Source organism: Methanobrevibacter sp. YE315, assembly GCF_001548675.1.
In the GTDB taxonomy this organism is placed as follows: Archaea; Methanobacteriota; Methanobacteria; order Methanobacteriales; family Methanobacteriaceae; genus Methanocatella.
This window is the reverse complement of record NZ_CP010834.1, coordinates 1,632,212-1,657,908: the sequence shown is the minus strand read 5'-3', so window position 1 is coordinate 1,657,908 and position 25,697 is coordinate 1,632,212. Positions and strand designations below refer to the sequence as shown.

The following is a 25,697-nucleotide window of genomic DNA, read 5'->3' as shown; positions in this document are numbered from 1 at the left end:
TTATAACTAACTAAAATTATATTAATATATTTAATTTAATGGAGGATATCAATGGACATTACTATTAAAGTTACAACTATTCATATTATTGCAGCCCTTATATCTGCTCTTTTATCAGCCGGTTTGACTCTTGGTTGGTTTGGATTTAAAAATGATATATTTGCTTTTTTCATTGCAGTAATTATATTGTATTTTGTTGGCCAATTCTGTCAAAAGATAGCTGGCGATGAAATTTCCGGATTTTCCCAATGGTTATGGGATGGAATTTCACCATTCTACTTTACATGGGTTATTGCGTATACATTATTTGTAATGTATTTATAATCCGCCAAAGAATATCCATATAAATACTATTAATAATGCGGTTATTAATAAAACTGGAGCTATAATTTTACTTACAGCCACAACGGAACTTATTGTTGAGATTAATTCTGTTGAATTTTTTGGTCCGAATGTGTTGAGGTTTTTAATTTTTTCAGTTCCAGTTCCAACTTCTACTTTTTCTAAATCTTTTATTGCTTCTACAATACTTAATCTAACGTATTCTATAATTTCTGGTCTTTTTGCAATTCCAATAGGATTGTATCCTCTTGAAAGTGTATTAACAGTATGAGTATCAGTTGTCATCACTTCTATTTCATCAATATCCAGGTCATTAACGGAATCGATAATCTGTTGTCTGAATCCGATTTCCATGTTATTTGAATCAAAAAGGACATATGCGGTTCTTTGGTTTCCTACTTCAATAACCATTGTTTTCAAGCCGCTTTCACCGATTCCTTCATGTTTGCCTAGTGTTTTCATGTTATCTTCGTAGCAGCCTACTTTGATATCAAATTTGTCCTGATTAGGATTGATGGTATCGATTACGTCAATTAATTGGAATACTTCAGAATTTCCAGGAAGGACTTCCCCACTTTCAGGGGTAAATGAGTTATGACAGTCCACAATGATTGAATTTTCAACATTGCATTTGCTTCTGCTTTGGGCCATCATTGTGAGTCCTACACCAAATTCGATGTCATCGACGGCTTCAGGTGCAAAAGTGGATAATATTACCATTCCATCATTAAAGAATTGAACGCCAATATTCGCTTTTTCAGAGTTATACCTTACAAAACGGCTGGCAATTGGGGAGTATTCAACTTGTTCCAAACCATTTCTTACGGATTGTTCTATTTTATCAATTTCAGAAACCGCAATAGGATTGAAATCGTGGGTAGATGGTCCATGTGCAACCATTGTAAAGTGGTCAAACTTGTTTGCAAGAATTGTTGGCATATTGGAACCTCCAAGGTCACCTAATGGTCCCGGATGGACTGACGGTGAAATAAACAATGCCTTAATCCCATTTTCAGTTTTAAAGCTTACAAATGTAACAATGGTATCTATGGCTTCACTCATATTTTCGAATAACCCTTCAAGGGAATTTGATCCTTCATTCATATGTGCAATGAATAAACTTAATAGGTCTAAAACACCGATTCCAAGATTTTTGCTGAATGGTGATGCAATAATTTTAATGAATGCATAAATTGCCATGACAAAAATTATCGCAGCAACGATTGCTTTAAATGTAATCTGCAAAATTTCAGATCCGATGAAACTGGTATCTATAAATAGGAATGTAATTAAGGTCAGCATTGCCAAAATAAGTGCAGGTTGTATTAATCCCGCTGTTGCAGCTATTGTAAATCTTACTTTTGAGGTGGCCCAGAAAACTAAAGTATTAAATCCGTAGATAATTACGCAACCGAACAAGATGGAATTTAAATAAATATCGAATTTGAAAATTTGGGTGATTACGCATCCCAAAATAATTATAATTCCCAATATGGTCATTGAAAGACCGGACAGGAACATTGAATGTTTAATCTTTAAGTTAATTCCATGAAGGCTACTAATTACCTGCTGGTTTAAAGCCCCACTCATGATTGATGTTATCCCAAGAACCAAAAATCCATATATTCCTCCGTAGAATATTTCTTCCAAAATGCCTATAGGATTCAAATCGATTAAATAGATAGTTGAACCAATAAGAAAACTTAATATGGACATTCCGATTATGGAATATTTAGTTTCGGGCAATGTAGTAATATATTTTGATAAGCCTGCAACGCTACTCATGCTTGACATGTTTTTCCTCTTAATTATTTTTTAGCCATTAAATTTATTAAATCTAAAAATTTTATATATTTATAATTATATTTTTTTTAATAAATAATTATTACTAATAAGGTGTGTAAATGGAAAGAAAATTAAATGTTCCAATAACTAGTGAAAGTTTAAATGAGTTAAATGCAGGTGATGTTGTTTATTTAACAGGAAATATCTTAACTGCAAGAGATCAGGCACATAAAAGGATTATAGAAGAAGGCGCTCCATTAGATATTGGGGGTGCAGCTATTTTTCATGCAGGTCCAATTATAAAAGAAAATGAAGATGGCTATGAAATGGTAGCTATCGGTCCAACCACATCCATGAGAATGAATCCCTATGAAAGTGATGTTCTGGACATGGGTCCTAAAATAATTATAGGTAAAGGTGGAATGGATGATACTGTTAGGGAAGCATTAGTCAGGAATAAAGCCATTTATGTGGTTGCTACTGGAGGATGTGCTGCCTTATATGTTGATGCTGTTGAAGAAATCGAAAGTGTGGACTGGTTAGATTTAGGAATGCCTGAAGCGATGTGGAATTTAAAAGTAAAGGATTTTGGCCCGCTTATAGTGGCAATGGACAGTAACGGAAAAAGTTTATATGATTAATTTCCCACATTAAAAAGGAATACTTATATATAATTTATTTCATACTATATTTTATTCAAAAAATTTTTTAGAGGTAATATGAGGAAGTGTTTATTATGGCTGATATTAATGAACTAGCTGAGAAAAAATTAAAATCAAGAATGACAAAAATCAGAAAATGCAATAGGGATCCTGCTGAAAAAGAGAAGTTTTCAGAAAAATTCGGAACTTCTTTTGAAATTGAATTCCAAAATAAGAATCCCGACAAACTTACCGATGGTTTAACCATTATCACAAATCCAAAAGGTAAAGTTTTATTTGCAGATTATTTCTATCAAATTCCTGAAGATGAGGAATATACTAGCATACCAGTTACTGATAAACAGTTAAAAGCTATTTTAGAATTCTTTGACGATTATAAATTAGAATTGGATAATCTTGATTAAATGATAGTTGATAGCTCATTAGATGAAGTCAAAAAGAGGGAAAATGCCCTTTCAATAATTAAAAATATTGTTGAAACTGAAGGCAGATCTTCTTTATTTGATTTAACCGGATTATCTGGAGGATTTATTGCAAGTCCTTCTGAAATTAGCTTATTGGAAACATATGTTGGCCCGGCTATTTTTGAAGAAGCTCTTCAAGAAGCAGGAATTCAGCATATGGGTGGTGAAAAAGTCATTGCTTTAAATAGGACTTCTTCCGGTATTTTGGCAACAATTTTGACATTAGTTAACAAAGGTTCAAATGTTGTGCATTATCTGGCTGAACTGCCTGCACATCCATCTATTCCAAGAAGTTGTAAGTTGGTTGGAGCTGATTACTCAGAAACTGACGTCTTTGATGAATTTTCAATTCCTGAAAATACTTCTTTAGTTGTTGTCACCGGTTCTACAATGGATCATAAGGTGATTGATGAAGAAGAATTTAAGAAAGTTATTGAAATGGCTCATGAAAGGGATATTCCAGTAATGGTTGATGATGCATCAGGTGCAAGGCTTAGAACAGTGATATTTAATCAGGCTAAAGCCTGTGATTTGGGTGCAGATATTTCCATCACAAGCACCGATAAATTAATGCCAGGTCCTAGAGGAGGGCTTATGGCAGGTAGACAGGAGTTAATCGACAAAATCAAAGTTAAAGTTAATCAATTCGGTCTTGAAGCTCAGCCTCCTGCGGTTCTTGCAATGTTGAATGGTATAAAAAATTTTAATGAAGATAATCTGATAAATAGTTTCTCCAGAAAAGAAGAGTTATATGAATTATTGTCTAAAAAATTTGATAATTTTGAAAAAACACCTACAGGAGTCATGATTTCTCCTGAAGGGTTATGCAATGAAATTGACGCAAAACATGATTTGTCCGATACAGATTTGGCATTTGTGTTTTCATTCATTTTATTGAAAGATTATGGAATTATTACAATTCCTCCGGTTTCAATGCCGGGTGCATCTGCAACAATAAGATTTGATTTATCTACAAAAGATGCTTTTAATTTAGATTTAAATGATTTAAATAAAAAAATAGAATCTTCATTTGATAAATTACAGTCAGTAATTGCAAATGAAGAAAAATGTAGGGAGATTGTATTTACTTCTTGATTATACATTCTCCAGAAATTACTTTTGCTAAGCTTCCGTCGATTTTTTCAACGACCAATGCTCCTTCTTTACTAATGCCCAATACGTAGGCATCGTAATATTGGTTGAACGGTTCTCTAACTTCCACAATTTTTCCAATAGAGTATGAACGTTTTCTCCATTCTTTCAATATTTCCTCGTATCCTTCATGGTCGAAGAGTTCACTAATTTTTTCGAATTCTTCCAGGAATATTTGAATTAGAAGATTTTCATCTCCAGTTCTTCCAAGCTCCTCTTTAAGTGTTGTTGTTCCGCTTTGCAAATCTTCAGGGAACTGGTCAACATCGAGGTTGGCATCAATACCGACACCAATAATCACGTTTTCAATAGTGTTGAATTTGGCTATTGCTTCTGTTAAAATTCCACAAACCTTTCTATCCTTAATCATAATGTCATTAGGCCATTTGATTTCAGGATTTTCAATACCAATTTTCTCGAGGGTTTTTGCCACTGCAACTCCGGTCGCTAAAGTTATAAGAGGGAGTTTTGAATGGTCAACATGAGGATTTAAGATAATGGATAACCATATACCACCTAAAGGTGATTCCCATGATTTTCCGGATCTGCCTCTTGCACGGGTTTGTTTTTCTGAAATAACAACGCTGCCGTCTTCAATTTCATTCATTGATAGGAATTTCGCTACAGTATTTGTTGAACTTACTTCATTGAAAACATATAAGTTTCTTCCAATGTATTCGGTTTTAAGATTTTTTGTAATTTCTGAGGCTTTAATATATTCTGTTTCTTGTTGTCCAATTTCCTTTACCAAGTTTGCAAAGTCATGGATGTCAACTTCTTTTATTTCATCAATAGCTTCACTAGAAAGTTTCCCTTCTTTTTTTATTAAGTTGATTATTTCTTGTCTCATTGACGAATCTCCAAAATTTATTTCTTTTGAATTTTTTTATGTTTAGCCATATTTTGATAAGATCCAACTGCAGCAGAAATTGCTGCTATTTTTTTGCTAGGCATGAATGTGGATTTTAATCTGTTTACATAGTCTAAATCTTCAGCCATTACATTTTCCATTTCAGCTTCAATACCTTTTTTATAGGTATCAATAAAGTGGGTGTTCAAATCACCAGAAAGGAAATTAGGATTTCTTAAAATCGCTTTATGGAATGGTATTGTTGTTTTCACACCTAATATGATATATTCGCTTAATGCTCTTTTCATTCTATTAATTGCATCGTTTCTGTCTCTTCCGTAGGTGATTAATTTTGAAATCATTGAATCGTAGAATGTTGGAATGGTATAATTCATATAGACACCACTGTCTAAACGTACACCCGGACCTCCAGGGGATCTGTAACCTGTAATTTTACCAGGATTCGGTGCAAAGTCGTTAAGTGGGTCTTCTGCATTAATACGGCATTCAATTGCATGACCGTTTATTTGAATATCCTTTTGTTCGTAGCTTAACTCATCACCATTTGCAATTTTTATCTGTTCTTTAATCAAATCTGTATTGGTGATTAATTCAGTGATTGGGTGTTCTACTTGAATACGGGTATTCATTTCAAGGAAGTAGTATTGGCCGTCATCATACAGGAATTCAACAGTACCTGCACTTTTATATCCTATGTATTCTGCAGCCCTAACAGCACTTCCACCCATTTGTTCTCTCAATTCTTCGGTCATAATTGGGGAAGGTGCTTCTTCTAAAAGTTTTTGGTGCCTTCTTTGAATTGAACATTCCCTGTCGCCTACATGAATCACATTTCCATGTTCATCTGCCAATAATTGGAATTCAATGTGGCGTGGCTTTTCAAGATATTTTTCAATGAATACTGTGGAATCACCGAAATTTGTTGAAGCTACTGATTGTGTGGATTCAATTGCACGTACTAGTTCATCTTCTTCGTAAACTGCACGCATACCAATTCCCCCACCTCCTGCAGAAGCTTTTACAATTACAGGATAACCAATTTGAGCGGCAATATCTTTTGCTTCTTCAATATCTGTTACGCCTTCGGGAGTACCTTCAATTACAGGGACGCCCGCTTTTTTCATTAAAGCTTTTGATGTAATTTTATCTCCCATTTTATTAATTACATCTCCGCTCGGTCCAATAAGTTTAATTCCATTTTTTTCACATTCTTCTCCGAATTTGGAGTTTTCAGCTAGAAATCCGTAACCTGGGTGAATAGCATCAGCACCAGATTCAATTGCAATATCTATGATTTTTTCAATATTCAAATAAGATTTGGCTGGTGAAGGATTTCCTAATGGATAACTTTCATCTGCATAATTTGTATAAAGAGAAGTGGAATCTGCATCAGAATAGATTGCTACGCTTTTGATGTCAAGTTCACGGCAAGCTCGCATAACTCTAATTGCAATTTCTCCTCTATTTGCAATTAATACTTTTTCAAACATTTGAAAACCTCGAGAAATTTTTTCTTAATAATATAATTATATATTAAATGATATATTAAATATTTGATTAGATGAAAAAAATTACTCGTAAAAAACATTTAGAAATGAGGCTTCAAAACATTCCGTCTCATCCAAAACCGAAAGTTGGTCTTGAACAGTATACCACTCCATCCATCATAGCCTCCGATTTGATTTGGAATGCCTTTGGCTTAGGGGATATTGAAGGTAAGGATGTTTTGGATTTGGGTTGCGGTACCGGTGTATTCGCAATTGGTTCTGCATTAATGGGTGCCCATTCATCAATTGGTGTGGATATTGATGGTGATTCTATTGATTTGGCTATCGATGTTTCAGGAAAATTGAAATTGGATAACGTAGATTTCATTGTCAGCGACATCTGTGATTTTAATAATGGTTCAAATGTAGATACTGTGTTTCAAAATCCCCCTTTCGGGTCTCAAAAAAAAGCGGATAAGGGTCAGGATCTGAAATTTGTAAAAAAAGCAATAGAATTAGGGCCTGATGTTTTATATTCATTTCATATGGCGTCTACAGAGGATTTTTTAATTAAGTTCTATGAGGATAATGCTTTGGAGATTTCTCATATTTTCAGATATGATTTTCCAATTCCTAAAATCTATGATTTTCATTCAAGGGAAAATCAAAATGTGAGTGTAATCGTGTTGCGGGCAGAATTGTAATTTTGTATAATACATTTTTTTAGAATTATCCATGTAATGAATTATTGTCATTCTTTTAAACTATATTAATAATAAATTTTAAAAATTATTATAAGTTAGTGAGAAATATATCAAATTTTGTATATGAATGGAATATCTTGTTAAAGTTGAATATTGTTTTTGCATATAATGTAAAATATTACATATATTCTATAGGAATCTTATTACAGTTATATATTATGGGGTTATTCAGTGGAAAAAGATCGTAGTAAAGCGGGAAAAAAGGCATCAACGGTTGCAATAGTTTCAAATTGTTTATTGACGGTTCTGAATATCGTTGTGGGATTGATGGGTGGAAGTTACGCATTAGTTGCTGAAGGGATGCATACATTCACAGACGTTATAACTTCCATTATTGCATATATTGGGTTTAAAGTAAGCCAAAGGCCTGCTGACGAAAGATTTCCTATAGGTTACGGTCGTGCGGATGCAATAGCGGGACTTGTCATTGTAATCTTCTTAACATTCATTAGTTTTGAAATTATGGATATGGCATACCATAAACTGGTGGATCCAAGTATGATTACGGTGCCGGATAACTATGTGGTTATAATGGCTATTCTAGGCATAATTCTAAACTTTGTTGTCAGCAGATATATCATTAAAATCGGAAGAGAAATTAATAGCCCTGCGATTGAAGCTGATGGGCAACATCAAAGAGTAGATATATATACGTCAATAGCCATTCTGATTGGTGTTGTTGTTGCAAGAATGAGTTTTCCAATACTCGATCCAATTATTGGTTTTCTTATTGGAGTTTTAATCTTAATAACAGTATATGTCATTGGTAAAAAAAATTTATTGAGAATAATGGGTGCTGTTCCGGAAAATAAAGAATTAGTTTCAAAAATCAAAAGCATAGTTGATGACACAACAGGTGCAAGAAATGCTCATAATATCAAAATGGATAACTTCGCATCATATATAATCGTTGCATTGGATGTGGAAGTCGATGCTGATTTGACGGTTAAGGAAGCGTATGAAATTTCATGCCAGGTTGAACAAAAAATTCTGGAGTTGCCTGAAGTAAGAGATGTCAGCGTTAAAACTTGTCCGAGCAATTAAAATCATGATTGAATAAATTTTTTAAAGATCATTTTTCCTAGTTTTTACTCAAAAAAACAATACATTTATATAGTGGGTAACCTATACTTTATATTAATATATTCTCTGAGTATAAAAAAGTTGGTAGCATGAAAAGAAGCTACGGATATTATAAGTGATATAATATTTTGTAAATGTGTAAGTCTATTTAGTGATAGCTATATAAATGTAGGGTAATCTTTATATACTTTATTTTATATAATGTAAGGTAATGTATAAAGATGAGCTATCTATATTTATTCCAAATTCATTTCTTTCTGAGTCTAAAGACCTTAAAATTCGTACTTATAAGGTGGGTATTTTAGGAAGAGCTTTAGCTATTTTTCAAGCAGATAATGTGGTTATTTATAATGATGACCATATGAAAAATGAAGAAGGAGAGATGGATGAATCTTTTATTGCTGAAATTTTGAGTTATATGAATACTCCTCAATATTTGAGGAAACAAGCATTTCCTATAAGGCCAGAATTAAAGCATGTAGGTATTCTTCCACCGCTTAGGACTCCTCATCATCCTGTTAATAGTCAGCCAGACGTGGGTGATTATAGACAAGGTTTCACTGTTAAGAGAAATAAGAAAGGAACTTTTGTTGACATAGGTATGGATAAACTTGCATTCTGTAAAGAGCAACTTTCAGTCAAAAGAATTTTTGACTTTAAGATTACTAAGATTGCTAAGAAAGAAGTAATAGTCACACCTGATAAACCAGATGACGTTTACTGGGGATATAATGTAATGTCCTCTAATAAGAGTCTTAAAAATAGCTTAAAATTAATTAAACCTGATCTTGTTGTTGAAACTACAAGATATGGAGATTATATTGATTCTATTTTTGATGAATTAAAACCTAAAGTAGATGAATGTAAAAGTATTGCTATTTTATTTGGTGGCCCTTATTCTTCAATTCAAGAAGATGTTTCAAATCCAAATTGGGAGTTATTTAAAGTAAATACTATTCCTAATCAGGGTACTGAAACCGTTAGGACTGAAGAGGCTGTTGTCGCTACACTTTCTTTATTTAACTTTATGAGATTTTAATTCTCTTGATTTATTAGTTTTTATCACTGCTAATAGATAACTTGCTCAACTTTTTATACATTGATATTTTTAGGACTCACCTAAAAATTATCTTAGCGCAGAATGATTTATACATTAAATATGTTCTCAATTGTGCTTCAATTAGATTAAACTCAATGGAATATATTGAAATTTAATATTTATCTAGTTATAAGTCTTCTTATAGCTATTTATTAATTCGATGGAATTATATTTATTATAATTTTATCAAACTTCGTTAATAGTTATTTAATTAGCTATTAATCTGAAAAAATTAAATTGATTTAAAAAAATAAGGAAAAAATATTAATTAGGAGGTTAAATTAAATGGTAAGACATCACCAGCCAAGAAAAGGGTCTGTTGCTTTTAGTCCAAGGAAAAGGGCAGCAAAAGAAACCCCTAGAGTAAAATCTTGGCCTCAAATTGATGAACCAAAATTACTCGGCCTCGCAGGTTATAAAGTCGGTATGACTCACGCTTTAGTCACTGATACTGATAAAAACTCTCCAACCAACGGTATGGACATTTTCACTCCAGTTACTGTATTGGAAGTACCTCCGGTCGTAGTAATGGGAATTAGAGCTTATGAAAAAACTTCTCGTGGTTTGAAAGTAATCACCGAAGTTCTTGCAGATAATTTAGATGAAGAACTTTCTAGGAAAATTTCCCTTCCTAAAGAGTACAATAAATCTGAAGCTATTGCAAAAATACAAGGTGCATTAGAAAACACAGAAGAAATTAGAGTCTTAGTACACACAAATCCAAAAGTAACTAGCGTGCCTAAGAAAAAACCGGATATATTTGAATGTGGTATCGGAGGAGCAAATCCTGAAGAAAAATTAAACACCGCATTAGAATTATTAGGTAATGAAGTTAAAGCTAGTGAAATCTTCAATGAAGGCGAATTTGTTGATGCGATTGCAACTACAAAAGGAAAAGGATTCCAAGGTGTAGTCAAAAGATGGGGAATCAGAATTCAATACGGTAAAGCAGTAAGAGCAGGTAAAGGTAGACACGTTGGTTCTATCGGTCCTTGGACACCTAGAAGAACTATGTGGACTGTTGCACAAGCAGGTCAAATGGGATACCACAAAAGAACTGAATTCAATAAAAAAATCTTAAAAATTGCATCAGCTGATGAAGTTGATCAAATTAACCCAGACGGTGGATTTGTAAAATACGGTCTTGTTAAAAATGATTATGTTTTAGTTAAAGGTTCTCTTCCAGGACCATCTAAAAGATTAGTAATCTTAAGACAACCTATTAGACCTAATAATAAAGCTGAGGATATACCTCAAATTAATTACATAAGTACAAAATCTAAACAAGGGGTATAATCATGAAAGTTAATGTTTATTCTATTAATGGGGAAGTAAAAGAAGAAATCGAACTTCCAGCTATTTTTGATGAAGTTTACAGACCAGATTTAATCAAAAGAGCTGTACTTTCTGCACAATCTGCTAGGGTACAACCATGGGGTAATGACCCAATGGCAGGTAAAAGAACTTCCGCTAAAGGATGGGGTTCAGGTAGAGGTACCGCAAGAGTACCAAGGATTAAAAATGGTTCAAAAGCAGCTTTCGTACCAATGGCTATTGGTGGTAGGCAAGCACATCCTACTAGAGCTGAAAAAAATCATCACGAAAAAATCAACATAAAAGAAAGAAGATTTGCAATCAGATCTGCTGTTGCAGCAACCACTGATAAAGAGATTGTTGAAAACAGAGGCCACAAAGTTGCAGAATTAGAACAAGTTCCTATTATTGTTGAAGATGAGATTGAAGCAGTTAAAACTACTAAACAAACTCGTGAAATCTTCCAAAACTTAGGAGTTTATGATGATATCATTCGTGCTAAAGAAGGTAAAAGGATAAGAGCTGGTAGAGGTAAAACTAGAGGAAGAAAATACAAAAAAGTAAAAGGACCTCTCGTAGTTGTTGGTGAAGATAATGGTATTTCTTTAGGTGCTAGAAACCACGCTGGTGTAGATGTTGTGGTTGCAGAAAACTTAAATGCTGAATTATTAGCACCTGGTACTCACGCTGGAAGGCTTACTATTTACACTAAATCAGCTGTTGAAAAGTTAGGAGGTTTATTCCAATAATTTGGAAAATAGGTGATTATCATGGACGCATATTCAATTATTCTTAAACCTCATGTTACTGAAAAAACCATGAACTTAATTGATCAGAATAACGAAATTACTTTTATCGTACGTCGTAGCGCTAACAAAAAGCAAATCAAAAGAGCTTTTGAAGAGTTATACGAAGAAAAAGTAGCTAAAGTTAATACTCATATCAATACTAAAGGTCAAAAAGTAGCATATATAACACTTGTTGAAGAAGAAATGGCAGAAGAACTCGCTGTCAGAATAGGAGTATTCTAAGGAGGAATTTGAATGGGAAAACGATTAATTCATCAAAGAAGAGGAAGAGGAACTCCTGCTCACCGTGTTGCTTCTCATCGTTTTAAAGATAAAATCAAATACAGATCTTACGATGCATTAGAAAAAGAAGGTAGTATTAAAGGTAAAGTCATCGACATTGTACATGACCCAGCAAGGACCGCTCCTATTGCAGAAGTAAAATTCGAAAATGGTGAAAAGAAATTCATATTAGCACCTGAAAGCATTCAAGTCAACGATGAAATTGAATGTGGTATTTCTGCTCCAATCAAATTCGGTAATACATTACCGCTTGCTGAAATTCCTGAAGGTACTCCAATTTATGATATTGAAAACACTCCTGGAGACGGAGGTCGTTTTGTAAGATCTTCTGGAACTTATGCTAATGTTGTTACTCATGATGCTAACCAAACTGTTGTTGAATTACCATCAGGGGAATTAAAATACTTAAATCCTAACTGCCGTGCTAGTATTGGTGTAGTAGCTGGTGGAGGAAGAAAAGATAAACCATTCCTTAAAGCTGGTAAAAAATGGCATGCTTATAAAGCTAAAGGTAAGAAATTCATGACTGTAAGAGGAGTAGCAATGAATGCTGTTGATCACCCTCACGGGGGAGGTAACAGACAACATCCTGGTCGTCCTACAACTGTTTCAAGACATGCACCACCAGGAAGAAAAGTTGGTTCAATTGCAGCTAAGAGAACAGGTTTAAAAAGATAGATAGAGGGTGTTTCATTGGCAAGAAAAGTATTTAAATATAAAGGTTATACTCTTGAAGAATTACAAGCAATGTCTTTAGAGGAAGTAATGGAATTACTCCCTGCAAGACAAAGAAGATCTTTAAAGAGAGGATTCTTACCAAGACAACAAATTGTTTTGGATAAAATGAGAAAATTAAATAAAGAAGGAACTAAAGATGGCCGTCCTGTTGTAGTTAGGACCCATTGTAGAGACATGATTGTTATACCTGAAATGGTTGGAACCACTTTCGGTATTTATGATGGTCAAAATTTTGTAGAAGTAACTATTGAACCTGAAATGATTGGTCATTATTTCGGTGAATATGCACCAACCAGAAAAAGAGTTCAACACGGAGACCCAGGTATGGGTGCTACTAGATCATCCATGTTTGTACCACTTAAATAAGGAGATTAGAACATGGCTAACAAATATGCTTATAATAAAGAAGTTGATGAAGCAAAAACTGCACGTGCTATGGCAAAATCTCTTAAGATTTCTCCAAAACACTGTGTTGAAATTTGCAGCGCAATCAGAGGAATGGAAGTAGAAAAAGCAAAAGCTTACTTAGAAGATGTTATTGAAATGAAAAAATCAGTTCCTTTCAAAAGACACAATAAAAAAGTTGGTCACAGAAAAGGTCAAGAAGGTTGGCCTTCCGGTAGATACCCTGTAAAAGCTGCTGAACAAATTTTAAAAGTCTTAGAAAATGCAGAAGCTAATGCAGAGTACAAAGGTATGGACACTGAAAAATTATTCATTGAACACATTTCTAGTCACAGAGGTGTTGTTATCCCTGGTTACATCCCAAGGGCATTCGGTAGAATGACTCCATTTAACACACCAACTACTCATATTCAAATTGTATTACAGGAGGCTAACTAATGATAGAAAAAGATTTTGTCACAGAGGGCCTTAGAAGAACCAGAATTGACGAATATTTAGAAAAAGAACTTGAAAGAGCCGGATACGGTGGTATGGAAGTTCAAATTACCCCTTTAGGTACCATGGTTGTTGTATATGCTGAAAGACCGGGTATGGTTATTGGTAGAGGTGGTAAAAACGTAAGGACTATTACCAACACTCTTAAAACTGAATTTGGTTTAGACAATCCTCAAATTGAAGTTAAAGAGGTTGAAGTTCCTGAACTTAACCCTAAAATCATGGCTTACAAAATTTCTAACATGTTACAAAGAGGTATGCACTTTAGAAGAGTTGCTTATTCAACTATTCGTAGAATTATGGGTGCTGGTGCTCAAGGTGTAGAAGTAACTATTTCTGGTAAAATCAGAGGTTCTAGATCTGCTGTAGCTAAATTCGTTGAAGGATACATTAAAAAATGTGGTGAACCTTCAACCAGATTAGTAGAAGAAGGTTTTGCTACTGCACAATTAAAACCTGGTGTATTAGGTATTTATGTTAGAATTATGCCTCCGGAAACTGTATTACCTGATTCTGTCGAAATCCTTCCTCCAAAAGTCATCATTGAAGAAGATGGTGAAATTGTTGAAGAAGAAATCGATGTTGAAACTGAAGAAATCATCGAAGAAGAAGAAATCATTGAGGAAGTTGAAGACCTCGACGAATTAGAAGAAGTTGTTGAAGAAAAGTCTACTGAAGAAGTAGAAAAAGACGATAGTTAAATTTCAATTTAATTATCTTAAAAGAGTTGGAACAATGGCGATTTTAAGAAGTAAAGAAATTTGGGACATGGAAGTTGATGAGATTCAAGAAAAATTAGTTGAACTCAGAACTGAATTATCCAAAAACGTTTCTAAAAGTGCAGCTGCTGGGGTAAATGAAAACCCAGGTAAAATTAGAGAATTAAGAAGAACAATTGCTCGTGTTCTTACAATATTGAATGAAAAACAAAAGGAGAATTAAATGTCAAAAATTTGTGATGTATGTGGGCTTCCAGAAGAACTTTGTGTATGTGAAGAGATTGCTCGTGAAGTTCAATCTCTAAAAGTTTTTACAGTTAGAAGAAGATTCGGAAAACTCATGACTATTATCGAAGGTATAGATGAACACGATATAGATATCAAGGAACTCACTAAAACTCTTAAGGCAAAATGTGCTTGTGGAGGAACTGCTAAAAATGGTCAAATTGAACTTCAAGGAGATCATAAAGTTAAGGTAAAAGAAGTTTTATCTGATATGGGTTTCTCTTCTGATACTATTGAAATTCGTGAATCTAAGAAGAATAATAAAAAAAGGAGATAATTCATCTATTCGATATGTTTTTCAATAAAATTTTGTAATTTTCTGCATTATTTATTGTAAATGTTATATTAAGAGATTGGGAAAATGATTACTTCAGATAACTTAGTTCATCATGAATTCATTGGATTGAAGGTTCATGCCACTAATGTGAAGAATAAGTCTCTTAATTTAAAAGGAACAATTATTGATGAGACAAAGAATACCATTAAAATTGAAGGAGAGGACAATACTGAGAAAATGATTCCTAAAAATGGAACATTATTCGTATTTGAACTTCCTGACGGGGAAAAAGTTGAAATTGATGGTAACATTTTGTCAATTCGTCCTGAAGATAGAATAAAAAAAAGGTTTAAAAAAATATAAATGGTGATAATATGGTTGGGCTTAACGTTCAAGAACCAGAAACTACATGTGATGATCCTAACTGCCCTTTCCACGGTACTTTGCCTGTAAGAGGTCAAGTCCTTGAAGGTGTTGTTGTCAGTAACAAAGCAGAAAGGACCATTACTGTTGAACGTAGTTACTATAAATTCATTAAAAAATATGAAAGATATGAAAAGAGGAAATCTAAAATCAACGTTCACAAACCAGATTGTTTAAGTGTGAATGTTGGTGATTCTGTAAAAGTTGCAGAATGCAGACCATTAAGTAAGACTAAACATTTTGTTTTAGTTGAAGTTAAAGGAGAGTAATTATTATGAAACCATTAACCTCAAGTGTTACTAAAGCATTACCAATTGGAGCAACCCTCCAATGTGTTGACAATACCGGTGCACGTGAAATCGAAATCATTTCCGTAAAAGGATTCAAAGGTGTAAGAAGGAGACTCGACGTTGCTGGTGTTGGAGATTTAGTTGTTGCTTCTGTTAAAAAAGGAACTGCTGACATGAGAAGAGAAGTTGTCAATGCAGTAGTAGTTAGACAAAAAAAGGAATATAGACGTGCTGACGGTCTTCGTGTTAAATTCGAAGATAATGCAGCTGTTATTATTACTCCTGAAGGAATTTTAAAAGGATCTGAAATTAGAGGTCCTGTTGCTAAAGAAGCAGCTGACAGATGGCCTAGTGTAGGTAGTGCAGCAAATATTTTAGTATAAGGTGAAAAAATGTCAAAACAACCAAGAAAACAAAGAAAAGCTCTTTATAATGCTCCTGCTCACGCTCGTGGAAAACATTTGAGTGCTTCTTTAAGTAAAGATTTAAAAGAAAAATTAGGAAAAAAATCTTTACCAGTCAGATCAGGAGACAAAGTTAGAGTTGTCCGTGGAGATTTCAAAGGACATGAAGGAGAAGTTCTTAGTGTAGATTATGGTTCATACAAAGTAACCATCGAAGAAGTTACTTTATCCAAACCTGATGGAACTGCTACTTTTCTCCCAGTTGACCCATCTAACTTAATTATTATTGATGCAGATTTAAAAGACGATAGAAGAATTAAAAATAAAGGAGATAATTAATATGGCTAAAATGGGATCTAGAAAACATCTTAAAAGATATAAAGCACCAAAATCTTGGCCTATTCATCCTAAAGAAGATACTTGGACTGTAAAACCTTCCGCAGGTTCACATTCCATTAATGATTCTATTCCATTAACATTAGTTATTAGAGATGTTTTAAAATTAGCTGACAATGCTAGAGAAGCAAAAAGAATTATTAACTCTGGTAATGTCTTAGTTGATGGAAGAGTTGTTAAAGATTATAAATTCCCAGTTGGATTTATGGACATTGTCGAAATTCCAAAAACTGAGGAAGCTTATAGAGTTCTTTTAGATAGAAAAGGAAGATTACAATTAGACTTAATTGATGATAGTAGTGCTAAATTATCTAAGGTTGTTAATAAATCTACCATTAAAGGTGGAAAAACTCAATTAAACCTTCATGATGGTAAAAATGTTATCATTGATGAAGATGACTACTCTGTTGGAGATGTTATTTGTTTAAAAGTACCTGAACAAGAAATTGTTGAAGCATATCCTTTACAAGAAGGAGCTACCGTTCTTGTTACTGGTGGTAAACACACTGGTGAATTAGGTACCATATCTGAAATTATTGAAAACAAATCTTCCAATCCAAATACTATTATTATTGAGAATAGTTCTAAAGATGAATTCTTAACTTTAAAAGATTATGCATTTGTAGTTGGTAACGATGCACCAGCAATATCTTTATTGGAGGTTAATAAATGAACCCAATGAATGAAGTACGTATCGAAAAAGCTACTGTAAGTATTGGTGTTGGTGAAGCAGGTGAAAAATTATCCCGTGCTATTACCCTTTTAGAACAAATGTTCGATCAAACCCCAGTTAAAACTTACTCTAAAGTAACTAATCCTGAATGGGGTATTAGGAAAAAACAACCAATCGCATGTAAATTAACTTTACGTGGAGAAAAAGCAGATAAAGCTATTGATATGGTATTAGAAGGTATTAGTAGAAATATTAAACCTACTCAATTTGATGCTCAAGGAAACCTTTCTTTTGGTATTAGAGAACATATTGATATTCCAGGTATGAGATATAATCCTGATATTGGTATTTTTGGTATGAATGTTTCTGTTACTTTTGAAAAACCAGGTTACAGAATTTCTAAAAGAAAAATCCAACAAAAGAAAGTTCCTCAAAAACATAGAATTTCTAAAGAAGAAACTATGAAATTTATGGAAGAAAACTTCAAAGTTAATTATGTAACAGAATAAGGTGATATTTTGCCAAGAAAATACGGAAAAGCTGCTAAAAAATGTAGTCGTTGCGGAGACCATTCTGCTATGATTAGTAGATATGGATTAAACTTATGCAGACAATGTTTTAGGGAAATTGCCCCTAAAATAGGATTTAAAAAATATAATTAGAGGTTATAAATATGAGTCTTATGGATCCTCTTGCTGATGCTTTAACTAATATCAGAAATAACGAATTACAAGTTAATGACTCTTGTGTTATTTCTCCTGCGTCTAAATTAATTGGACAAGTGTTAAGCACTATGCAAAAAGAGAATTATATTGGTAATTTTGAATATATTGATGACAACAGGGCAGGAAAATTCATAGTAGAATTAGAAGGTAACATTAACAAATGTGGTGTTATCAAACCTCGTCATGCTGTTAAGAAAGATGAATTTGAGAAATTTGAAAAAAGATATTTGCCAGCAAAAAACTTTGGTATTTTAATCGTCACAACTCCTGAAGGAATTATGACTCACTATGAGGCTAAGGAAAGAGGAATTGGCGGACGTTTGTTGGCTTACATGTATTAGGTGATAAAATGGTAGTAGCTGCAGCTATAAGGGAAGAAATTGAAATCCCTGAAGGCGTTGAAGTTATAATTGAAAATAATGAGGTTTCTGTAAAAGGACCTAATGGAGAAGACTCCAGAAAATTTACTTATCCTAATGTAAGTATTAAGGAAGAAGATGATGTAGTTGTTTTAGAAACTGCATTCCCAAAAAAGAAAGACAAAGCAATGATTGGAACCACTAGAGCACACATTAACAATATGATTACCGGTGTAACTGATGGTTTCACATACCACATGAAAATCGTTTTTGCTCACTTTCCAATGACTGTGAAAGTTCAAAATGATGTAGTAGTAATTGATAATTTCCTCGGGGAAAGACACCCAAGAACTGCTAAAATCGTCGGCAGTGCTGAAGTAGCAGTAAAAGGTGATGAGGTAACAATTACAGGTATTAATAAGGAACATGTTGGTCAAACTATGGCTAACTTAGAACAAGCGACCAAAATTAAAGGAAGAGATCCTAGAGTATTCCAAGACGGAATATATTTAACTAGCAAGGAATAAGTTTGGTGATTTAAATGGCTAATAAAAGATTTAAAAGACAAGAATATGCTCGTTATAAAAAACTTGGAATCAAATGGAGACGCCCTAGAGGTAAAACCAGTAAAATGAGAAGATATGAAGCAGGAAAACCTGACATGCCAGCTATTGGTTACAGAACCCCTAGAGCTATTAGGTATTTACACCCTTCAGGATATAATGATGTTCTTGTTCATAATATGAAAGAATTAGAAGACTTAGACCCAGCTACTGATGCTGCAAGAATAAGCGCTTCTATCGGAAAAAGGAAAAAAGATTTGATGTTACAAAAAGCATCAGAACTCGGAATTAAAGTTTTAAATAAATAAATTAATCATATTTATAAGTCAATCGATTCCGGGGTTTTTAATGAATTGTATTGACTGTAAAATAAAATTAAAAAGGGAATTTAGATTTTATCTAAATTAATCAGCTAGGCTGAATATGGAGGATTATATATATGAATCTTACAACTCAAAGAAGATTAGCTGCTAGTATACTCAAAGTAGGGCTTAATCGTGTATGGATCGATCCGGAAAGATTAGAAGAAGTATCCATGGCGATTACTAGAGAAGGAGTAAAGCAGTTAATTAACGACGGAGCTATTAAAGCAAAACCTGAAAAAGGTATTAGTAGCTATAGATCTAAAAAAATTAAAGAACAAAAAGCAAAAGGTAAAAGAAAAGGTAGAGGTAGTGTAAAAGGAGCTAAAAAAGCACGTACCCCTAAGAAAAAAGCTTGGATGACTACTATAAGGGCTTTAAGAAAAGATCTTAAAGAAATGCGTGAAGAAGAAATTATCGATGCTACTACCTATCGTAAATTATACAAAATGGCTAAGGGTGGCGCATTCAGAAGTAAATCTTACATGAGAAACTACGCCCGTGACCATGATATGATTAAAGGAGATGAATAAACATGGCACATGGAACTAATTATAAAGTAGCATTCAGAAGAAGAAGAGAAGGTAAAACTGATTATGCAGCTAGAATGAAATTAGTTGATTATGACAAATCTCGTTTAGTTGTTAGAGTTTCAAATTCTCATGCAACCGTTCAAGTTATTGATTATGCTCCTGAAGGAGATATCACTGTTGCTTCTGCTGTAAGTAAACAATTAGCTAGTTTCGGTTACTTAGGTCACACTAATAACATTTCAGCATTTTACTTAACCGCTTATCTCTGTGCTAAAAGAGCTTTAGCTAAAGGTGTTGAAAGTGCGATTTTAGATATTGGTTTAAAATCTCCAATTAAAGGATCTAAAGTATTTGCAGCTCTTAAAGGTGCTGTTGATGCAGGTTTAGATATCCCTCACGGCGATTTCATTTTCCCTGAAGATGAACGTATCAGAGGAGAACATGTTGCAAATTATGCTGAATCCTTAGATGCAGAAGAAGTTGCTGAAAAATTCTCAAAGTATTTTGAAAGAGGACTTAATCCTAAAGATTTACCGGAAAACTTTGATGAAACTATTAAGAATATTGATGAGGCAGAGGTATAACTATGAGTTTTAATATTGATGAATGGGAACCTAAAACTAAAATGGGTAAATTAGTTAAAGATGGAACCATTACTGATATCGATGAAATCTTTGAAAAAGGTCTTCCAATTATGGAATTAGAAATAGTTGATGCCTTAATTCCAGATTTAGAAGAAGAAGTAATGGATGTTAACTTAGTTCAAAGGATGCATAAATCTGGTAGAAAAGTTAATTTCAGAGTAATTGTTGCTGTTGGTAACAAAGACGGATACGTAGGATTAGGCCAAGGTAAAGCTAAAGAGGTTGGTCCTGCTATTAGAAAAGCTGTAGACAACGCTAAATACAACATTATTAAAGTAAGAAGAGGTTGTGGAGATTGGGGTTGTGTTTGTGGAAGAGAACACACAGTTCCTTTCAAAGTACAAGGTAAAACCAGTAGTGTAAGCGTTACCTTAATGCCAGCTCCTGCAGGAGTCGGTTTAGTAATCGGTGATGTTGGTAAAACTATCTTAAAACTTGCTGGTATTCACGATGTATGGTCACAATCTTTCGGACAAACCCAAACTACTGTTAACTTTGCTAATGCAGTATTCGATGCTTTAAAAGAATTAAGTAATGTTAAAGCTACCAAAGAAGACCTCAAAAAAATGGGAGTTAACTACTAGATGGTGATTACTATGTTTTTGGTTATTAGAGTTAGAGGAACTACCGGTGTCATTAAAAATATTGCTGACACATTAGACATGTTAAGACTTAACAGAATCAGCCACGCAGTAATCGTTGAAGAAAATCCTAGTTATGAAGGTATGCTTCAAAAAGCTAAGGATTACATCACCTGGGGTGAAATTGATGCAGAAACTTTAGCTGCTATCATTGCTAAAAGAGGTAGACTCCCAGGAAATGTAAAAGTCACTGATGAATACGTTGCTGAAAATACTGATTACAAAGACATTGCTGATTTAGCTGAAGCTTTAATCGATTCTAAAGTTAAATTAGCTGATGTTGGAATTAAACCTGTATTCCGTTTACACCCTCCAAGAAAAGGATATGAAGACATCCGTTTATCTGTAAAAGAAGGTGGATCTTTAGGTTACAGGGGAGAAGAAATTAAAGATCTTGCAAAAAGAATGCTTTAAATCAGGTGTATATTTATGATTAGAACAAAACGTAAAATTAACAAACAAAGAGGTTCTAGATCCAACGGTGGAGGATGTACCAAAAAACGTAGAGGTGCAGGTAACAAAGGTGGAAAAGGAAAAGCCGGTATGGGTAAACAACACTGGACTTGGACTGTAATCCACGACCCTGATCACTTTGGTAAACATGGTTTCAAAAGACCTCAAAAAATGATTAAAAAAGTTAATGCTGTTAATTTAAGTTACTTAGAAGAACAAGCTGATGATTTAATTGCACAAGGAAAAGCATCCAAAGATGGAGATGCAATTGTCATTGATGTAACTGAATTAGGTTTTGATAAAGTTTTATCTAAAGGTAAAATTTCCAAAACTTTCATAATTTCAGCTCCTAAGTTTTCCGCAGCTGCTATTGAAAAAATTGAAGAATTAGGAGGAGAAGCTATAGAATTATAGCTTTTTTCTCTATTAATAATTAATTATTATAGGGGAATAAAATGTCCGCGCTAGAAGTTTTAGAGCCAATATTTAAAGTTGTCCCGGAAGTTAAATCTCCTGTTCACAGAGAAGATTTTAACGAAAAACTTAAATGGACAGCTCTTGTTTTAGTTTTATACTTTATATTAACTCAAATTCCATTATATGGTTTAATTCCGGGAGCTATTGATTCATTTGCTCAATTAAGAGCAGTTATGGCTGGAAGTTTCGGTTCAATCCTTACATTAGGTATTGGTCCGATTGTTACAGCATCCATTGTTTTACAATTATTAGTGGGTTCAAATCTTTTAGAATTGGATTTGTCATCCCATAAAGATAAATCTCATTTCCAAGCTACTCAAAAAATACTTTCTATTGTTTTCACTGTATTTGAAGCAAGTGTTTTGGTATTAACAGGTAACTTAACACCTATTGACAGTTCATACACATTTATTTTGATTCTTCAACTTGTTATTGGTGCATTAGTTATTATTTACCTTGATGAAGTTGTTTCAAAATGGGGATTCGGTAGTGGTATCGGGTTATTCATTGCTGCAGGTGTATGTCAACAAATTATTGTTGGTACTTTCAGTATTTTGAATGGTTCTGATGGTTTATTTGCAGGTATTCTTCCTAAATTTATCCAACTATGTGCTGCAGGTCGTCCTGACTTCAGTATATTGATTCCATTAATCGCAACTATTATTGTATTCCTGGTTGTTCTTTATGGAGAGGCCATGAGAGTTGAAATTCCTATTTCCCATGGTAGCGTTAGAGGTCATGGAAGAATTAGAGGATCTGTCGGTAAATATCCTTTGAAATTTGTTTATTCAAGTAACATGCCAGTTATCTTAACAAGTGCTTTACTCGTTAACGTAACATTGTTTGCAAACATTTTCCAAAAAATTGGTTTCCCAATTTTAGGACGCACAGAGAACGGTAAAGCGGTGGATGGTATTGCTTGGTTATTATCCACTCCTAAGTTACAAATGTTTGTAACTGAACCGCTTCATGTACTTGTATATGCAATATTTTTCATTGTATGTTGTATTTTATTCTCATACTTGTGGGTAGAAATCAGTGGATTAAATGCTAAAAAGATTTCTGAACAACTTTATAACTCAGGTATTCAGATTCCTGGTTTCAGAAGTAGTAAACGTCAATTATATAAAATTTTAAAGAAATATATTCCTGCACTCACTATTATCAGTGGGGTCTATGTAGGACTTATTGCATTCCTTGCAGATTTAACCAGTGCTTTAGGTGGAGGTACTGGTGTATTGCTTACTGTAGGTATTCTTCATAAGCTTTATGAAGAAATGGCAGAGGAACAACTCATGTCAGCAAATCCACTTCTTAGAAAATTCTTAGGAGATTAAATATCTTCTATTTTTTTCTTTTTAACAAATAAAGAGGGATTAAATTGAAATTAGTAGTATTAACAGGTATTCCAGGTTCTGGAAGTACAACATTACTCAAAAAAGCACTTGAAGAAGTTGATTATGTACACTTAAATTATGGTGACATAATGACTGAAATTGCTATTAAAGAGGGTCTTGTTGAAGACAGGGATTCTTTAAGAAAATTACCAGCTGAAACACAAAAAGAAATTCAAGCTAAAGCTGCTAAGGAAATTAAAGAAAGATCTGAAAATGATAATGTTATTGTGGATACTCATTGTACAATCAATACTCCGGCCGGATTCTTACCGGGCTTGCCAATTTGGGTTTTAGAACAATTGCAGCCGGATCTTTTCATATTGATTGAAGCAAACCCTGATGAAATTATTTACAGAAGATTAAATGACGAAACTCGTCAAAGAGATGTTCAAAAAGCTAAGGATATCAAGTTACATCAAGAAATGAACAGAGCTACTTCAATGGCTTATGCAACTTTAACTGGAGCTACTGTTAAAATTGTCGAAAATCATGATAATCATTTAAATTCTTCAGTTTCCAAATTAGTGAATGTATTAAATTTATAGAGGTATGATTATGGCTGATTTATTGGGACCAGTTTATGGTGTATTGAATTCCATTTTCAATCCGATATTAGCGATGGATCCGAATCCAACTAACCCTGCTTTAACTGTTTTGATTATTGCGTTCATCGTTTCTTTGATAACTACTGTTGCTAATAAATATTTAGTTGATCAAGATGAATTAAATGAAAGACAGGCAAGTATGAAAGAGTTTAATAAAAGATTAAGAGATGCTCAAAAAAGAGGGGACGGGAAAGAAATTGCAAAACTTCAGGCTGAACAGGCTGAAATGATGAAAGATCAAACAGCTATGATGACTGAACAGTTCAAACCGATGTTTGTAACTTTCGTTCCGATTATTTTGATATTCTTTTGGATGAGATCTTCTGCAATAAATGATTTAGTTATTATATTGCCTCAAACCGTATATTGGATTACTTTAACTCCAATTTGGCACGCATTAGGAAGTGTAATGTACGGTGGTAAAGCTACTATCCCTTATGGAATTGGTTGGTTATTATGGTATATGATTTGTACCTTTGGTATGAGTCAGATTTTAAGAAAATATTTAGGATTCAAACAAGGGTTCTAAATTTGCCTAAAAACTATACATTTATTAATAATGAGAAAAATATATTATAGTATTCTATTTTGAATACGCTATTACACAATTATTAAATATTTTATTAAAAATTATTAAGGTGATTAAATGCCTGCAAATAGGTTTAGATCAAGATCATATAAAAGAATTCATAAAAACACTCCTGGCGGAGCTAATGTTTTAAGATATAAAAAGAAAAAACCATCTAAGCATGTTTGTGCTGAGTGTGGTGCAGTATTACATGGAGTTCCTCGTGGACGTCCATATGAAATTGGAAAATTATCAAAAACAGCAAAAAGACCTAACCGTCCATTTGGTGGGTACTTATGCTCAAGTTGTGCTCGTAAATATTTCAAAAACGAGGCTAGAAAATAATGATAATTACAATCGGCGGATTAGCGGGAACCGGAACTACAACACTTGCTGAAGTGTTGAGTGACGAATTAAACATTCCGTATATTTCTGCAGGTTTCATTTTTAGGGAAATGGCTGCTGAAATGGGAATGAGTGTTCTTGAATTCAGCGAATTTGCCGAAGGTAATGATGATATTGATAAAGAAATTGATAAAAGGCAAGCTGAAAAAGCTAAATCTTCAGATAATCTAATAATCGAAGGAAGATTATCAGCCTTCTTTGTTGAAAATGCTGATTTAAGAGTTTGGTTAATGACTCCATTTGATGTTCGTTCTAAAAGAATAGCTCAAAGGGAAAACAAGTCTGTTGAGATAGCTAAAGGAGAAATTATTCTCCGTGAAAAAAGTGAGGCTTTAAGATATAAACTTATCCATGACATTGACATTAAAAACATGGATATTTATGATTTAATTATAAATACTGATAGCTTTGACCCTGAAAGCATATCAGAAATCATTACAACAACATTAAAGGTGATATAAATGGCATCAATCGAAGTAGGTAGAGTATGTGTTAAAACTGCTGGTAGAGAAGCAGGCGAAAAATGTGCAATCGTTGAAATTATCGATGAAAACTTTGTAGAAGTAATTGGTGAAGCTGTTAAAAACAGAAGATGTAATATTGCTCACTTAGAACCAACTGCAGATTCTATTGATGTTTCTGGCGATGCTGAATCTATCAAAGCAGCTTTAGCTGACTTATAAATGAATAATTAAAACTATTATTCATATCTTTTTTTATTTAACTATTTTTTTATTAATATTCAA

General features: G+C 33.4%; 40 protein-coding genes. 37 read left to right on the top strand and 3 right to left on the bottom strand.

What is annotated here, in order from left to right:
* Window positions 1–51 precede the first annotated feature (51 nt).
* Complete coding sequence (locus TL18_RS07520) at window positions 52–324, top strand: hypothetical protein (protein ID WP_067043745.1); 273 nt, start codon at window positions 52–54, stop codon at window positions 322–324.
* Here TL18_RS07520 and TL18_RS07515 read toward each other — a convergent pair.
* Window positions 319–2,136 (bottom strand): DUF2070 family protein, encoded by a 1,818-nt coding sequence (locus TL18_RS07515; RefSeq protein WP_067043742.1) that lies wholly within the window; start codon window positions 2,134–2,136, stop codon window positions 319–321. The genes TL18_RS07520 and TL18_RS07515 overlap by 6 nt on opposite strands.
* 110 nt (window positions 2,137–2,246) lie before the next feature.
* On the opposite strand from TL18_RS07515, the gene TL18_RS07510 reads away from it, so the two are divergent.
* The 3 genes from TL18_RS07510 to TL18_RS07500 all read left to right on the top strand — a co-directional run bounded on the left by TL18_RS07510 (window position 2,247) and on the right by TL18_RS07500 (window position 4,348).
* Entirely contained in the window at window positions 2,247–2,768 is a 522-nt protein-coding gene (locus TL18_RS07510) for a FumA C-terminus/TtdB family hydratase beta subunit (protein ID WP_067043739.1), read from the top strand.
* Window positions 2,769–2,863: 95 nt separating this feature from the next.
* A complete protein-coding gene (locus tag TL18_RS07505; RefSeq protein WP_067043738.1) occupies window positions 2,864–3,193 on the top strand; it encodes a hypothetical protein in 330 nt (109 codons plus the stop codon).
* Complete coding sequence (locus TL18_RS07500) at window positions 3,194–4,348, top strand: TIGR03576 family pyridoxal phosphate-dependent enzyme (RefSeq protein ID WP_067043735.1); 1,155 nt, start codon at window positions 3,194–3,196, stop codon at window positions 4,346–4,348.
* Here the strand turns inward: TL18_RS07500 and TL18_RS07495 are convergent.
* On the bottom strand, window positions 4,338–5,255 hold the full coding sequence (locus tag TL18_RS07495; RefSeq protein WP_067043732.1) for a biotin--[acetyl-CoA-carboxylase] ligase: 918 nt from the start codon (window positions 5,253–5,255) through the stop codon (window positions 4,338–4,340). The two genes, TL18_RS07500 and TL18_RS07495, sit on opposite strands and share 11 nt — an antisense overlap.
* Window positions 5,256–5,272: 17 nt before the next feature.
* On the bottom strand, window positions 5,273–6,766 hold the full coding sequence (locus tag TL18_RS07490; protein ID WP_067043729.1) for an acetyl-CoA carboxylase biotin carboxylase subunit: 1,494 nt from the start codon (window positions 6,764–6,766) through the stop codon (window positions 5,273–5,275).
* A gap of 71 nt (window positions 6,767–6,837) precedes the next feature.
* Between TL18_RS07490 and TL18_RS07485 the strand changes: the two genes are divergently transcribed.
* The 33 genes from TL18_RS07485 to TL18_RS07330 all read left to right on the top strand — a co-directional run bounded on the left by TL18_RS07485 (window position 6,838) and on the right by TL18_RS07330 (window position 25,634).
* Window positions 6,838–7,467, top strand: coding sequence for an METTL5 family protein (locus tag TL18_RS07485; protein WP_067043726.1), 630 nt, complete (start codon window positions 6,838–6,840; stop codon window positions 7,465–7,467).
* A gap of 231 nt (window positions 7,468–7,698) precedes the next feature.
* Window positions 7,699–8,571: a cation diffusion facilitator family transporter gene (locus tag TL18_RS07480; protein WP_067043724.1), complete on the top strand. Its 873-nt coding sequence runs from the start codon at window positions 7,699–7,701 to the stop codon at window positions 8,569–8,571.
* 250 nt (window positions 8,572–8,821) lie between these two features.
* Window positions 8,822–9,649 (top strand): putative RNA uridine N3 methyltransferase, encoded by an 828-nt coding sequence (locus TL18_RS07475; RefSeq protein ID WP_067043721.1) that lies wholly within the window; start codon window positions 8,822–8,824, stop codon window positions 9,647–9,649.
* Between the two features lie 345 nt (window positions 9,650–9,994).
* Window positions 9,995–11,005 carry a 50S ribosomal protein L3 gene (rpl3p, locus tag TL18_RS07470; protein ID WP_067043718.1) on the top strand — a complete coding sequence of 337 codons (1,011 nt, stop codon included), beginning with the start codon at window positions 9,995–9,997 and terminating at the stop codon, window positions 11,003–11,005.
* 2 nt (window positions 11,006–11,007) lie between these two features.
* Window positions 11,008–11,772: a 50S ribosomal protein L4 gene (gene rpl4p / locus TL18_RS07465; protein ID WP_067043714.1), complete on the top strand. Its 765-nt coding sequence runs from the start codon at window positions 11,008–11,010 to the stop codon at window positions 11,770–11,772.
* A gap of 21 nt (window positions 11,773–11,793) precedes the next feature.
* Entirely contained in the window at window positions 11,794–12,054 is a 261-nt protein-coding gene (locus TL18_RS07460; RefSeq protein ID WP_067043712.1) for a 50S ribosomal protein L23, read from the top strand.
* Between the two features lie 12 nt (window positions 12,055–12,066).
* On the top strand, window positions 12,067–12,792 hold the full coding sequence (locus TL18_RS07455) for a 50S ribosomal protein L2 (protein WP_067043709.1): 726 nt from the start codon (window positions 12,067–12,069) through the stop codon (window positions 12,790–12,792).
* Window positions 12,793–12,807: 15 nt separating this feature from the next.
* Window positions 12,808–13,218 carry a 30S ribosomal protein S19 gene (rpsS, locus tag TL18_RS07450; RefSeq protein WP_067043707.1) on the top strand — a complete coding sequence of 137 codons (411 nt, stop codon included), beginning with the start codon at window positions 12,808–12,810 and terminating at the stop codon, window positions 13,216–13,218.
* 12 nt (window positions 13,219–13,230) lie between these two features.
* Entirely contained in the window at window positions 13,231–13,695 is a 465-nt protein-coding gene (locus tag TL18_RS07445; RefSeq protein ID WP_067043704.1) for a 50S ribosomal protein L22, read from the top strand.
* Window positions 13,695–14,453 carry a 30S ribosomal protein S3 gene (locus TL18_RS07440; RefSeq protein WP_067043700.1) on the top strand — a complete coding sequence of 253 codons (759 nt, stop codon included), beginning with the start codon at window positions 13,695–13,697 and terminating at the stop codon, window positions 14,451–14,453. The genes TL18_RS07445 and TL18_RS07440 overlap by 1 nt, the downstream gene beginning before the upstream one ends.
* Before the next feature lie 34 nt (window positions 14,454–14,487).
* Entirely contained in the window at window positions 14,488–14,694 is a 207-nt protein-coding gene (gene rpmC, locus TL18_RS07435) for a 50S ribosomal protein L29 (RefSeq protein WP_067043697.1), read from the top strand.
* Window positions 14,695–15,033 (top strand): stress response translation initiation inhibitor YciH, encoded by a 339-nt coding sequence (gene yciH, locus TL18_RS07430; protein WP_067043694.1) that lies wholly within the window; start codon window positions 14,695–14,697, stop codon window positions 15,031–15,033.
* An 84-nt stretch (window positions 15,034–15,117) separates the two neighbouring features.
* A complete protein-coding gene (gene rnp1 / locus TL18_RS07425; RefSeq protein ID WP_067043691.1) occupies window positions 15,118–15,396 on the top strand; it encodes a ribonuclease P protein component 1 in 279 nt (92 codons plus the stop codon).
* A gap of 11 nt (window positions 15,397–15,407) precedes the next feature.
* A complete protein-coding gene (locus TL18_RS07420; protein WP_067043688.1) occupies window positions 15,408–15,725 on the top strand; it encodes a 30S ribosomal protein S17 in 318 nt (105 codons plus the stop codon).
* A 5-nt stretch (window positions 15,726–15,730) separates the two neighbouring features.
* On the top strand, window positions 15,731–16,129 hold the full coding sequence (locus TL18_RS07415; protein WP_067043685.1) for a 50S ribosomal protein L14: 399 nt from the start codon (window positions 15,731–15,733) through the stop codon (window positions 16,127–16,129).
* Between the two features lie 9 nt (window positions 16,130–16,138).
* Window positions 16,139–16,489 (top strand): 50S ribosomal protein L24, encoded by a 351-nt coding sequence (gene rplX / locus TL18_RS07410; protein ID WP_067043682.1) that lies wholly within the window; start codon window positions 16,139–16,141, stop codon window positions 16,487–16,489.
* 1 nt (window position 16,490) lies between these two features.
* A complete protein-coding gene (locus TL18_RS07405; RefSeq protein ID WP_067043679.1) occupies window positions 16,491–17,219 on the top strand; it encodes a 30S ribosomal protein S4e in 729 nt (242 codons plus the stop codon).
* A complete protein-coding gene (locus tag TL18_RS07400) occupies window positions 17,216–17,728 on the top strand; it encodes a 50S ribosomal protein L5 (protein ID WP_067043677.1) in 513 nt (170 codons plus the stop codon). Before TL18_RS07405 ends, TL18_RS07400 begins: the two co-directional genes overlap by 4 nt.
* 9 nt (window positions 17,729–17,737) lie before the next feature.
* Window positions 17,738–17,881: a 30S ribosomal protein S14 gene (locus TL18_RS10770; protein WP_069574686.1), complete on the top strand. Its 144-nt coding sequence runs from the start codon at window positions 17,738–17,740 to the stop codon at window positions 17,879–17,881.
* Window positions 17,882–17,892: 11 nt separating this feature from the next.
* Window positions 17,893–18,285: a 30S ribosomal protein S8 gene (locus TL18_RS07395; RefSeq protein ID WP_067043675.1), complete on the top strand. Its 393-nt coding sequence runs from the start codon at window positions 17,893–17,895 to the stop codon at window positions 18,283–18,285.
* 8 nt (window positions 18,286–18,293) lie between these two features.
* The gene (locus tag TL18_RS07390) at window positions 18,294–18,830 is read left to right on the top strand and encodes a 50S ribosomal protein L6 (protein WP_067043673.1); all 537 of its coding nucleotides are present in this window, start codon (window positions 18,294–18,296) and stop codon (window positions 18,828–18,830) included.
* Between the two features lie 14 nt (window positions 18,831–18,844).
* A complete protein-coding gene (locus TL18_RS07385) occupies window positions 18,845–19,174 on the top strand; it encodes a 50S ribosomal protein L32e (RefSeq protein ID WP_067043671.1) in 330 nt (109 codons plus the stop codon).
* Window positions 19,175–19,305: 131 nt separating this feature from the next.
* The gene (locus TL18_RS07380) at window positions 19,306–19,761 is read left to right on the top strand and encodes a 50S ribosomal protein L19e (RefSeq protein ID WP_067043669.1); all 456 of its coding nucleotides are present in this window, start codon (window positions 19,306–19,308) and stop codon (window positions 19,759–19,761) included.
* Window positions 19,762–19,763: 2 nt separating this feature from the next.
* Window positions 19,764–20,345, top strand: coding sequence for a 50S ribosomal protein L18 (locus TL18_RS07375; protein WP_067043667.1), 582 nt, complete (start codon window positions 19,764–19,766; stop codon window positions 20,343–20,345).
* A gap of 2 nt (window positions 20,346–20,347) precedes the next feature.
* Window positions 20,348–20,989, top strand: coding sequence for a 30S ribosomal protein S5 (gene rpsE, locus TL18_RS07370; RefSeq protein WP_067043665.1), 642 nt, complete (start codon window positions 20,348–20,350; stop codon window positions 20,987–20,989).
* 12 nt (window positions 20,990–21,001) lie between these two features.
* Window positions 21,002–21,460: a 50S ribosomal protein L30 gene (locus TL18_RS07365; RefSeq protein WP_067043664.1), complete on the top strand. Its 459-nt coding sequence runs from the start codon at window positions 21,002–21,004 to the stop codon at window positions 21,458–21,460.
* A gap of 15 nt (window positions 21,461–21,475) precedes the next feature.
* The gene (locus tag TL18_RS07360) at window positions 21,476–21,913 is read left to right on the top strand and encodes an uL15m family ribosomal protein (RefSeq protein WP_067043662.1); all 438 of its coding nucleotides are present in this window, start codon (window positions 21,476–21,478) and stop codon (window positions 21,911–21,913) included.
* A gap of 41 nt (window positions 21,914–21,954) precedes the next feature.
* Window positions 21,955–23,313 (top strand): preprotein translocase subunit SecY, encoded by a 1,359-nt coding sequence (gene secY / locus TL18_RS07355; protein ID WP_067043660.1) that lies wholly within the window; start codon window positions 21,955–21,957, stop codon window positions 23,311–23,313.
* 44 nt (window positions 23,314–23,357) lie between these two features.
* The gene (locus TL18_RS07350) at window positions 23,358–23,918 is read left to right on the top strand and encodes an adenylate kinase (RefSeq protein ID WP_067043657.1); all 561 of its coding nucleotides are present in this window, start codon (window positions 23,358–23,360) and stop codon (window positions 23,916–23,918) included.
* A 10-nt stretch (window positions 23,919–23,928) separates the two neighbouring features.
* Window positions 23,929–24,507: a DUF106 domain-containing protein gene (locus TL18_RS07345; protein WP_067043654.1), complete on the top strand. Its 579-nt coding sequence runs from the start codon at window positions 23,929–23,931 to the stop codon at window positions 24,505–24,507.
* A 117-nt stretch (window positions 24,508–24,624) separates the two neighbouring features.
* A complete protein-coding gene (locus tag TL18_RS07340; RefSeq protein WP_067043651.1) occupies window positions 24,625–24,891 on the top strand; it encodes a 50S ribosomal protein L34e in 267 nt (88 codons plus the stop codon).
* On the top strand, window positions 24,891–25,412 hold the full coding sequence (gene cmk / locus TL18_RS07335; RefSeq protein WP_067043648.1) for a (d)CMP kinase: 522 nt from the start codon (window positions 24,891–24,893) through the stop codon (window positions 25,410–25,412). Before TL18_RS07340 ends, cmk begins: the two co-directional genes overlap by 1 nt.
* Window positions 25,413–25,634, top strand: a complete 222-nt coding sequence (locus TL18_RS07330; protein ID WP_067043645.1) for a 50S ribosomal protein L14e — start codon at window positions 25,413–25,415, stop codon at window positions 25,632–25,634. It abuts the gene before it with no gap.
* Window positions 25,635–25,697: the final 63 nt, after the last annotated feature.

What these genes read in the sequence shown, in the direction of transcription:
- TL18_RS07520 (WP_067043745.1), top strand. Translation starts at nt 52, where the DNA reads ATGGACATTACTATTAAAGTTACAACTATTCATATTATTGCAGCCCTT.
- TL18_RS07515 (WP_067043742.1), bottom strand. Translation starts at nt 2,136, where the DNA reads ATGTCAAGCATGAGTAGCGTTGCAGGCTTATCAAAATATATTACTACA.
- TL18_RS07510 (WP_067043739.1), top strand. Translation starts at nt 2,247, where the DNA reads ATGGAAAGAAAATTAAATGTTCCAATAACTAGTGAAAGTTTAAATGAG.
- TL18_RS07505 (WP_067043738.1), top strand. Translation starts at nt 2,864, where the DNA reads ATGGCTGATATTAATGAACTAGCTGAGAAAAAATTAAAATCAAGAATG.
- TL18_RS07500 (WP_067043735.1), top strand. Translation starts at nt 3,194, where the DNA reads ATGATAGTTGATAGCTCATTAGATGAAGTCAAAAAGAGGGAAAATGCC.
- TL18_RS07495 (WP_067043732.1), bottom strand. Translation starts at nt 5,255, where the DNA reads ATGAGACAAGAAATAATCAACTTAATAAAAAAAGAAGGGAAACTTTCT.
- TL18_RS07490 (WP_067043729.1), bottom strand. Translation starts at nt 6,766, where the DNA reads ATGTTTGAAAAAGTATTAATTGCAAATAGAGGAGAAATTGCAATTAGA.
- TL18_RS07485 (WP_067043726.1), top strand. Translation starts at nt 6,838, where the DNA reads ATGAAAAAAATTACTCGTAAAAAACATTTAGAAATGAGGCTTCAAAAC.
- TL18_RS07475 (WP_067043721.1), top strand. Translation starts at nt 8,822, where the DNA reads ATGTATAAAGATGAGCTATCTATATTTATTCCAAATTCATTTCTTTCT.
- rpl3p (WP_067043718.1), top strand. Translation starts at nt 9,995, where the DNA reads ATGGTAAGACATCACCAGCCAAGAAAAGGGTCTGTTGCTTTTAGTCCA.
- rpl4p (WP_067043714.1), top strand. Translation starts at nt 11,008, where the DNA reads ATGAAAGTTAATGTTTATTCTATTAATGGGGAAGTAAAAGAAGAAATC.
- TL18_RS07460 (WP_067043712.1), top strand. Translation starts at nt 11,794, where the DNA reads ATGGACGCATATTCAATTATTCTTAAACCTCATGTTACTGAAAAAACC.
- TL18_RS07455 (WP_067043709.1), top strand. Translation starts at nt 12,067, where the DNA reads ATGGGAAAACGATTAATTCATCAAAGAAGAGGAAGAGGAACTCCTGCT.
- TL18_RS07445 (WP_067043704.1), top strand. Translation starts at nt 13,231, where the DNA reads ATGGCTAACAAATATGCTTATAATAAAGAAGTTGATGAAGCAAAAACT.
- TL18_RS07440 (WP_067043700.1), top strand. Translation starts at nt 13,695, where the DNA reads ATGATAGAAAAAGATTTTGTCACAGAGGGCCTTAGAAGAACCAGAATT.
- rpmC (WP_067043697.1), top strand. Translation starts at nt 14,488, where the DNA reads ATGGCGATTTTAAGAAGTAAAGAAATTTGGGACATGGAAGTTGATGAG.
- yciH (WP_067043694.1), top strand. Translation starts at nt 14,695, where the DNA reads ATGTCAAAAATTTGTGATGTATGTGGGCTTCCAGAAGAACTTTGTGTA.
- rnp1 (WP_067043691.1), top strand. Translation starts at nt 15,118, where the DNA reads ATGATTACTTCAGATAACTTAGTTCATCATGAATTCATTGGATTGAAG.
- TL18_RS07420 (WP_067043688.1), top strand. Translation starts at nt 15,408, where the DNA reads ATGGTTGGGCTTAACGTTCAAGAACCAGAAACTACATGTGATGATCCT.
- TL18_RS07415 (WP_067043685.1), top strand. Translation starts at nt 15,731, where the DNA reads ATGAAACCATTAACCTCAAGTGTTACTAAAGCATTACCAATTGGAGCA.
- rplX (WP_067043682.1), top strand. Translation starts at nt 16,139, where the DNA reads ATGTCAAAACAACCAAGAAAACAAAGAAAAGCTCTTTATAATGCTCCT.
- TL18_RS07405 (WP_067043679.1), top strand. Translation starts at nt 16,491, where the DNA reads ATGGCTAAAATGGGATCTAGAAAACATCTTAAAAGATATAAAGCACCA.
- TL18_RS07400 (WP_067043677.1), top strand. Translation starts at nt 17,216, where the DNA reads ATGAACCCAATGAATGAAGTACGTATCGAAAAAGCTACTGTAAGTATT.
- TL18_RS07395 (WP_067043675.1), top strand. Translation starts at nt 17,893, where the DNA reads ATGAGTCTTATGGATCCTCTTGCTGATGCTTTAACTAATATCAGAAAT.
- TL18_RS07390 (WP_067043673.1), top strand. Translation starts at nt 18,294, where the DNA reads ATGGTAGTAGCTGCAGCTATAAGGGAAGAAATTGAAATCCCTGAAGGC.
- TL18_RS07385 (WP_067043671.1), top strand. Translation starts at nt 18,845, where the DNA reads ATGGCTAATAAAAGATTTAAAAGACAAGAATATGCTCGTTATAAAAAA.
- TL18_RS07380 (WP_067043669.1), top strand. Translation starts at nt 19,306, where the DNA reads ATGAATCTTACAACTCAAAGAAGATTAGCTGCTAGTATACTCAAAGTA.
- TL18_RS07375 (WP_067043667.1), top strand. Translation starts at nt 19,764, where the DNA reads ATGGCACATGGAACTAATTATAAAGTAGCATTCAGAAGAAGAAGAGAA.
- rpsE (WP_067043665.1), top strand. Translation starts at nt 20,348, where the DNA reads ATGAGTTTTAATATTGATGAATGGGAACCTAAAACTAAAATGGGTAAA.
- TL18_RS07365 (WP_067043664.1), top strand. Translation starts at nt 21,002, where the DNA reads ATGTTTTTGGTTATTAGAGTTAGAGGAACTACCGGTGTCATTAAAAAT.
- TL18_RS07360 (WP_067043662.1), top strand. Translation starts at nt 21,476, where the DNA reads ATGATTAGAACAAAACGTAAAATTAACAAACAAAGAGGTTCTAGATCC.
- secY (WP_067043660.1), top strand. Translation starts at nt 21,955, where the DNA reads ATGTCCGCGCTAGAAGTTTTAGAGCCAATATTTAAAGTTGTCCCGGAA.
- TL18_RS07345 (WP_067043654.1), top strand. Translation starts at nt 23,929, where the DNA reads ATGGCTGATTTATTGGGACCAGTTTATGGTGTATTGAATTCCATTTTC.
- TL18_RS07340 (WP_067043651.1), top strand. Translation starts at nt 24,625, where the DNA reads ATGCCTGCAAATAGGTTTAGATCAAGATCATATAAAAGAATTCATAAA.
- cmk (WP_067043648.1), top strand. Translation starts at nt 24,891, where the DNA reads ATGATAATTACAATCGGCGGATTAGCGGGAACCGGAACTACAACACTT.
- TL18_RS07330 (WP_067043645.1), top strand. Translation starts at nt 25,413, where the DNA reads ATGGCATCAATCGAAGTAGGTAGAGTATGTGTTAAAACTGCTGGTAGA.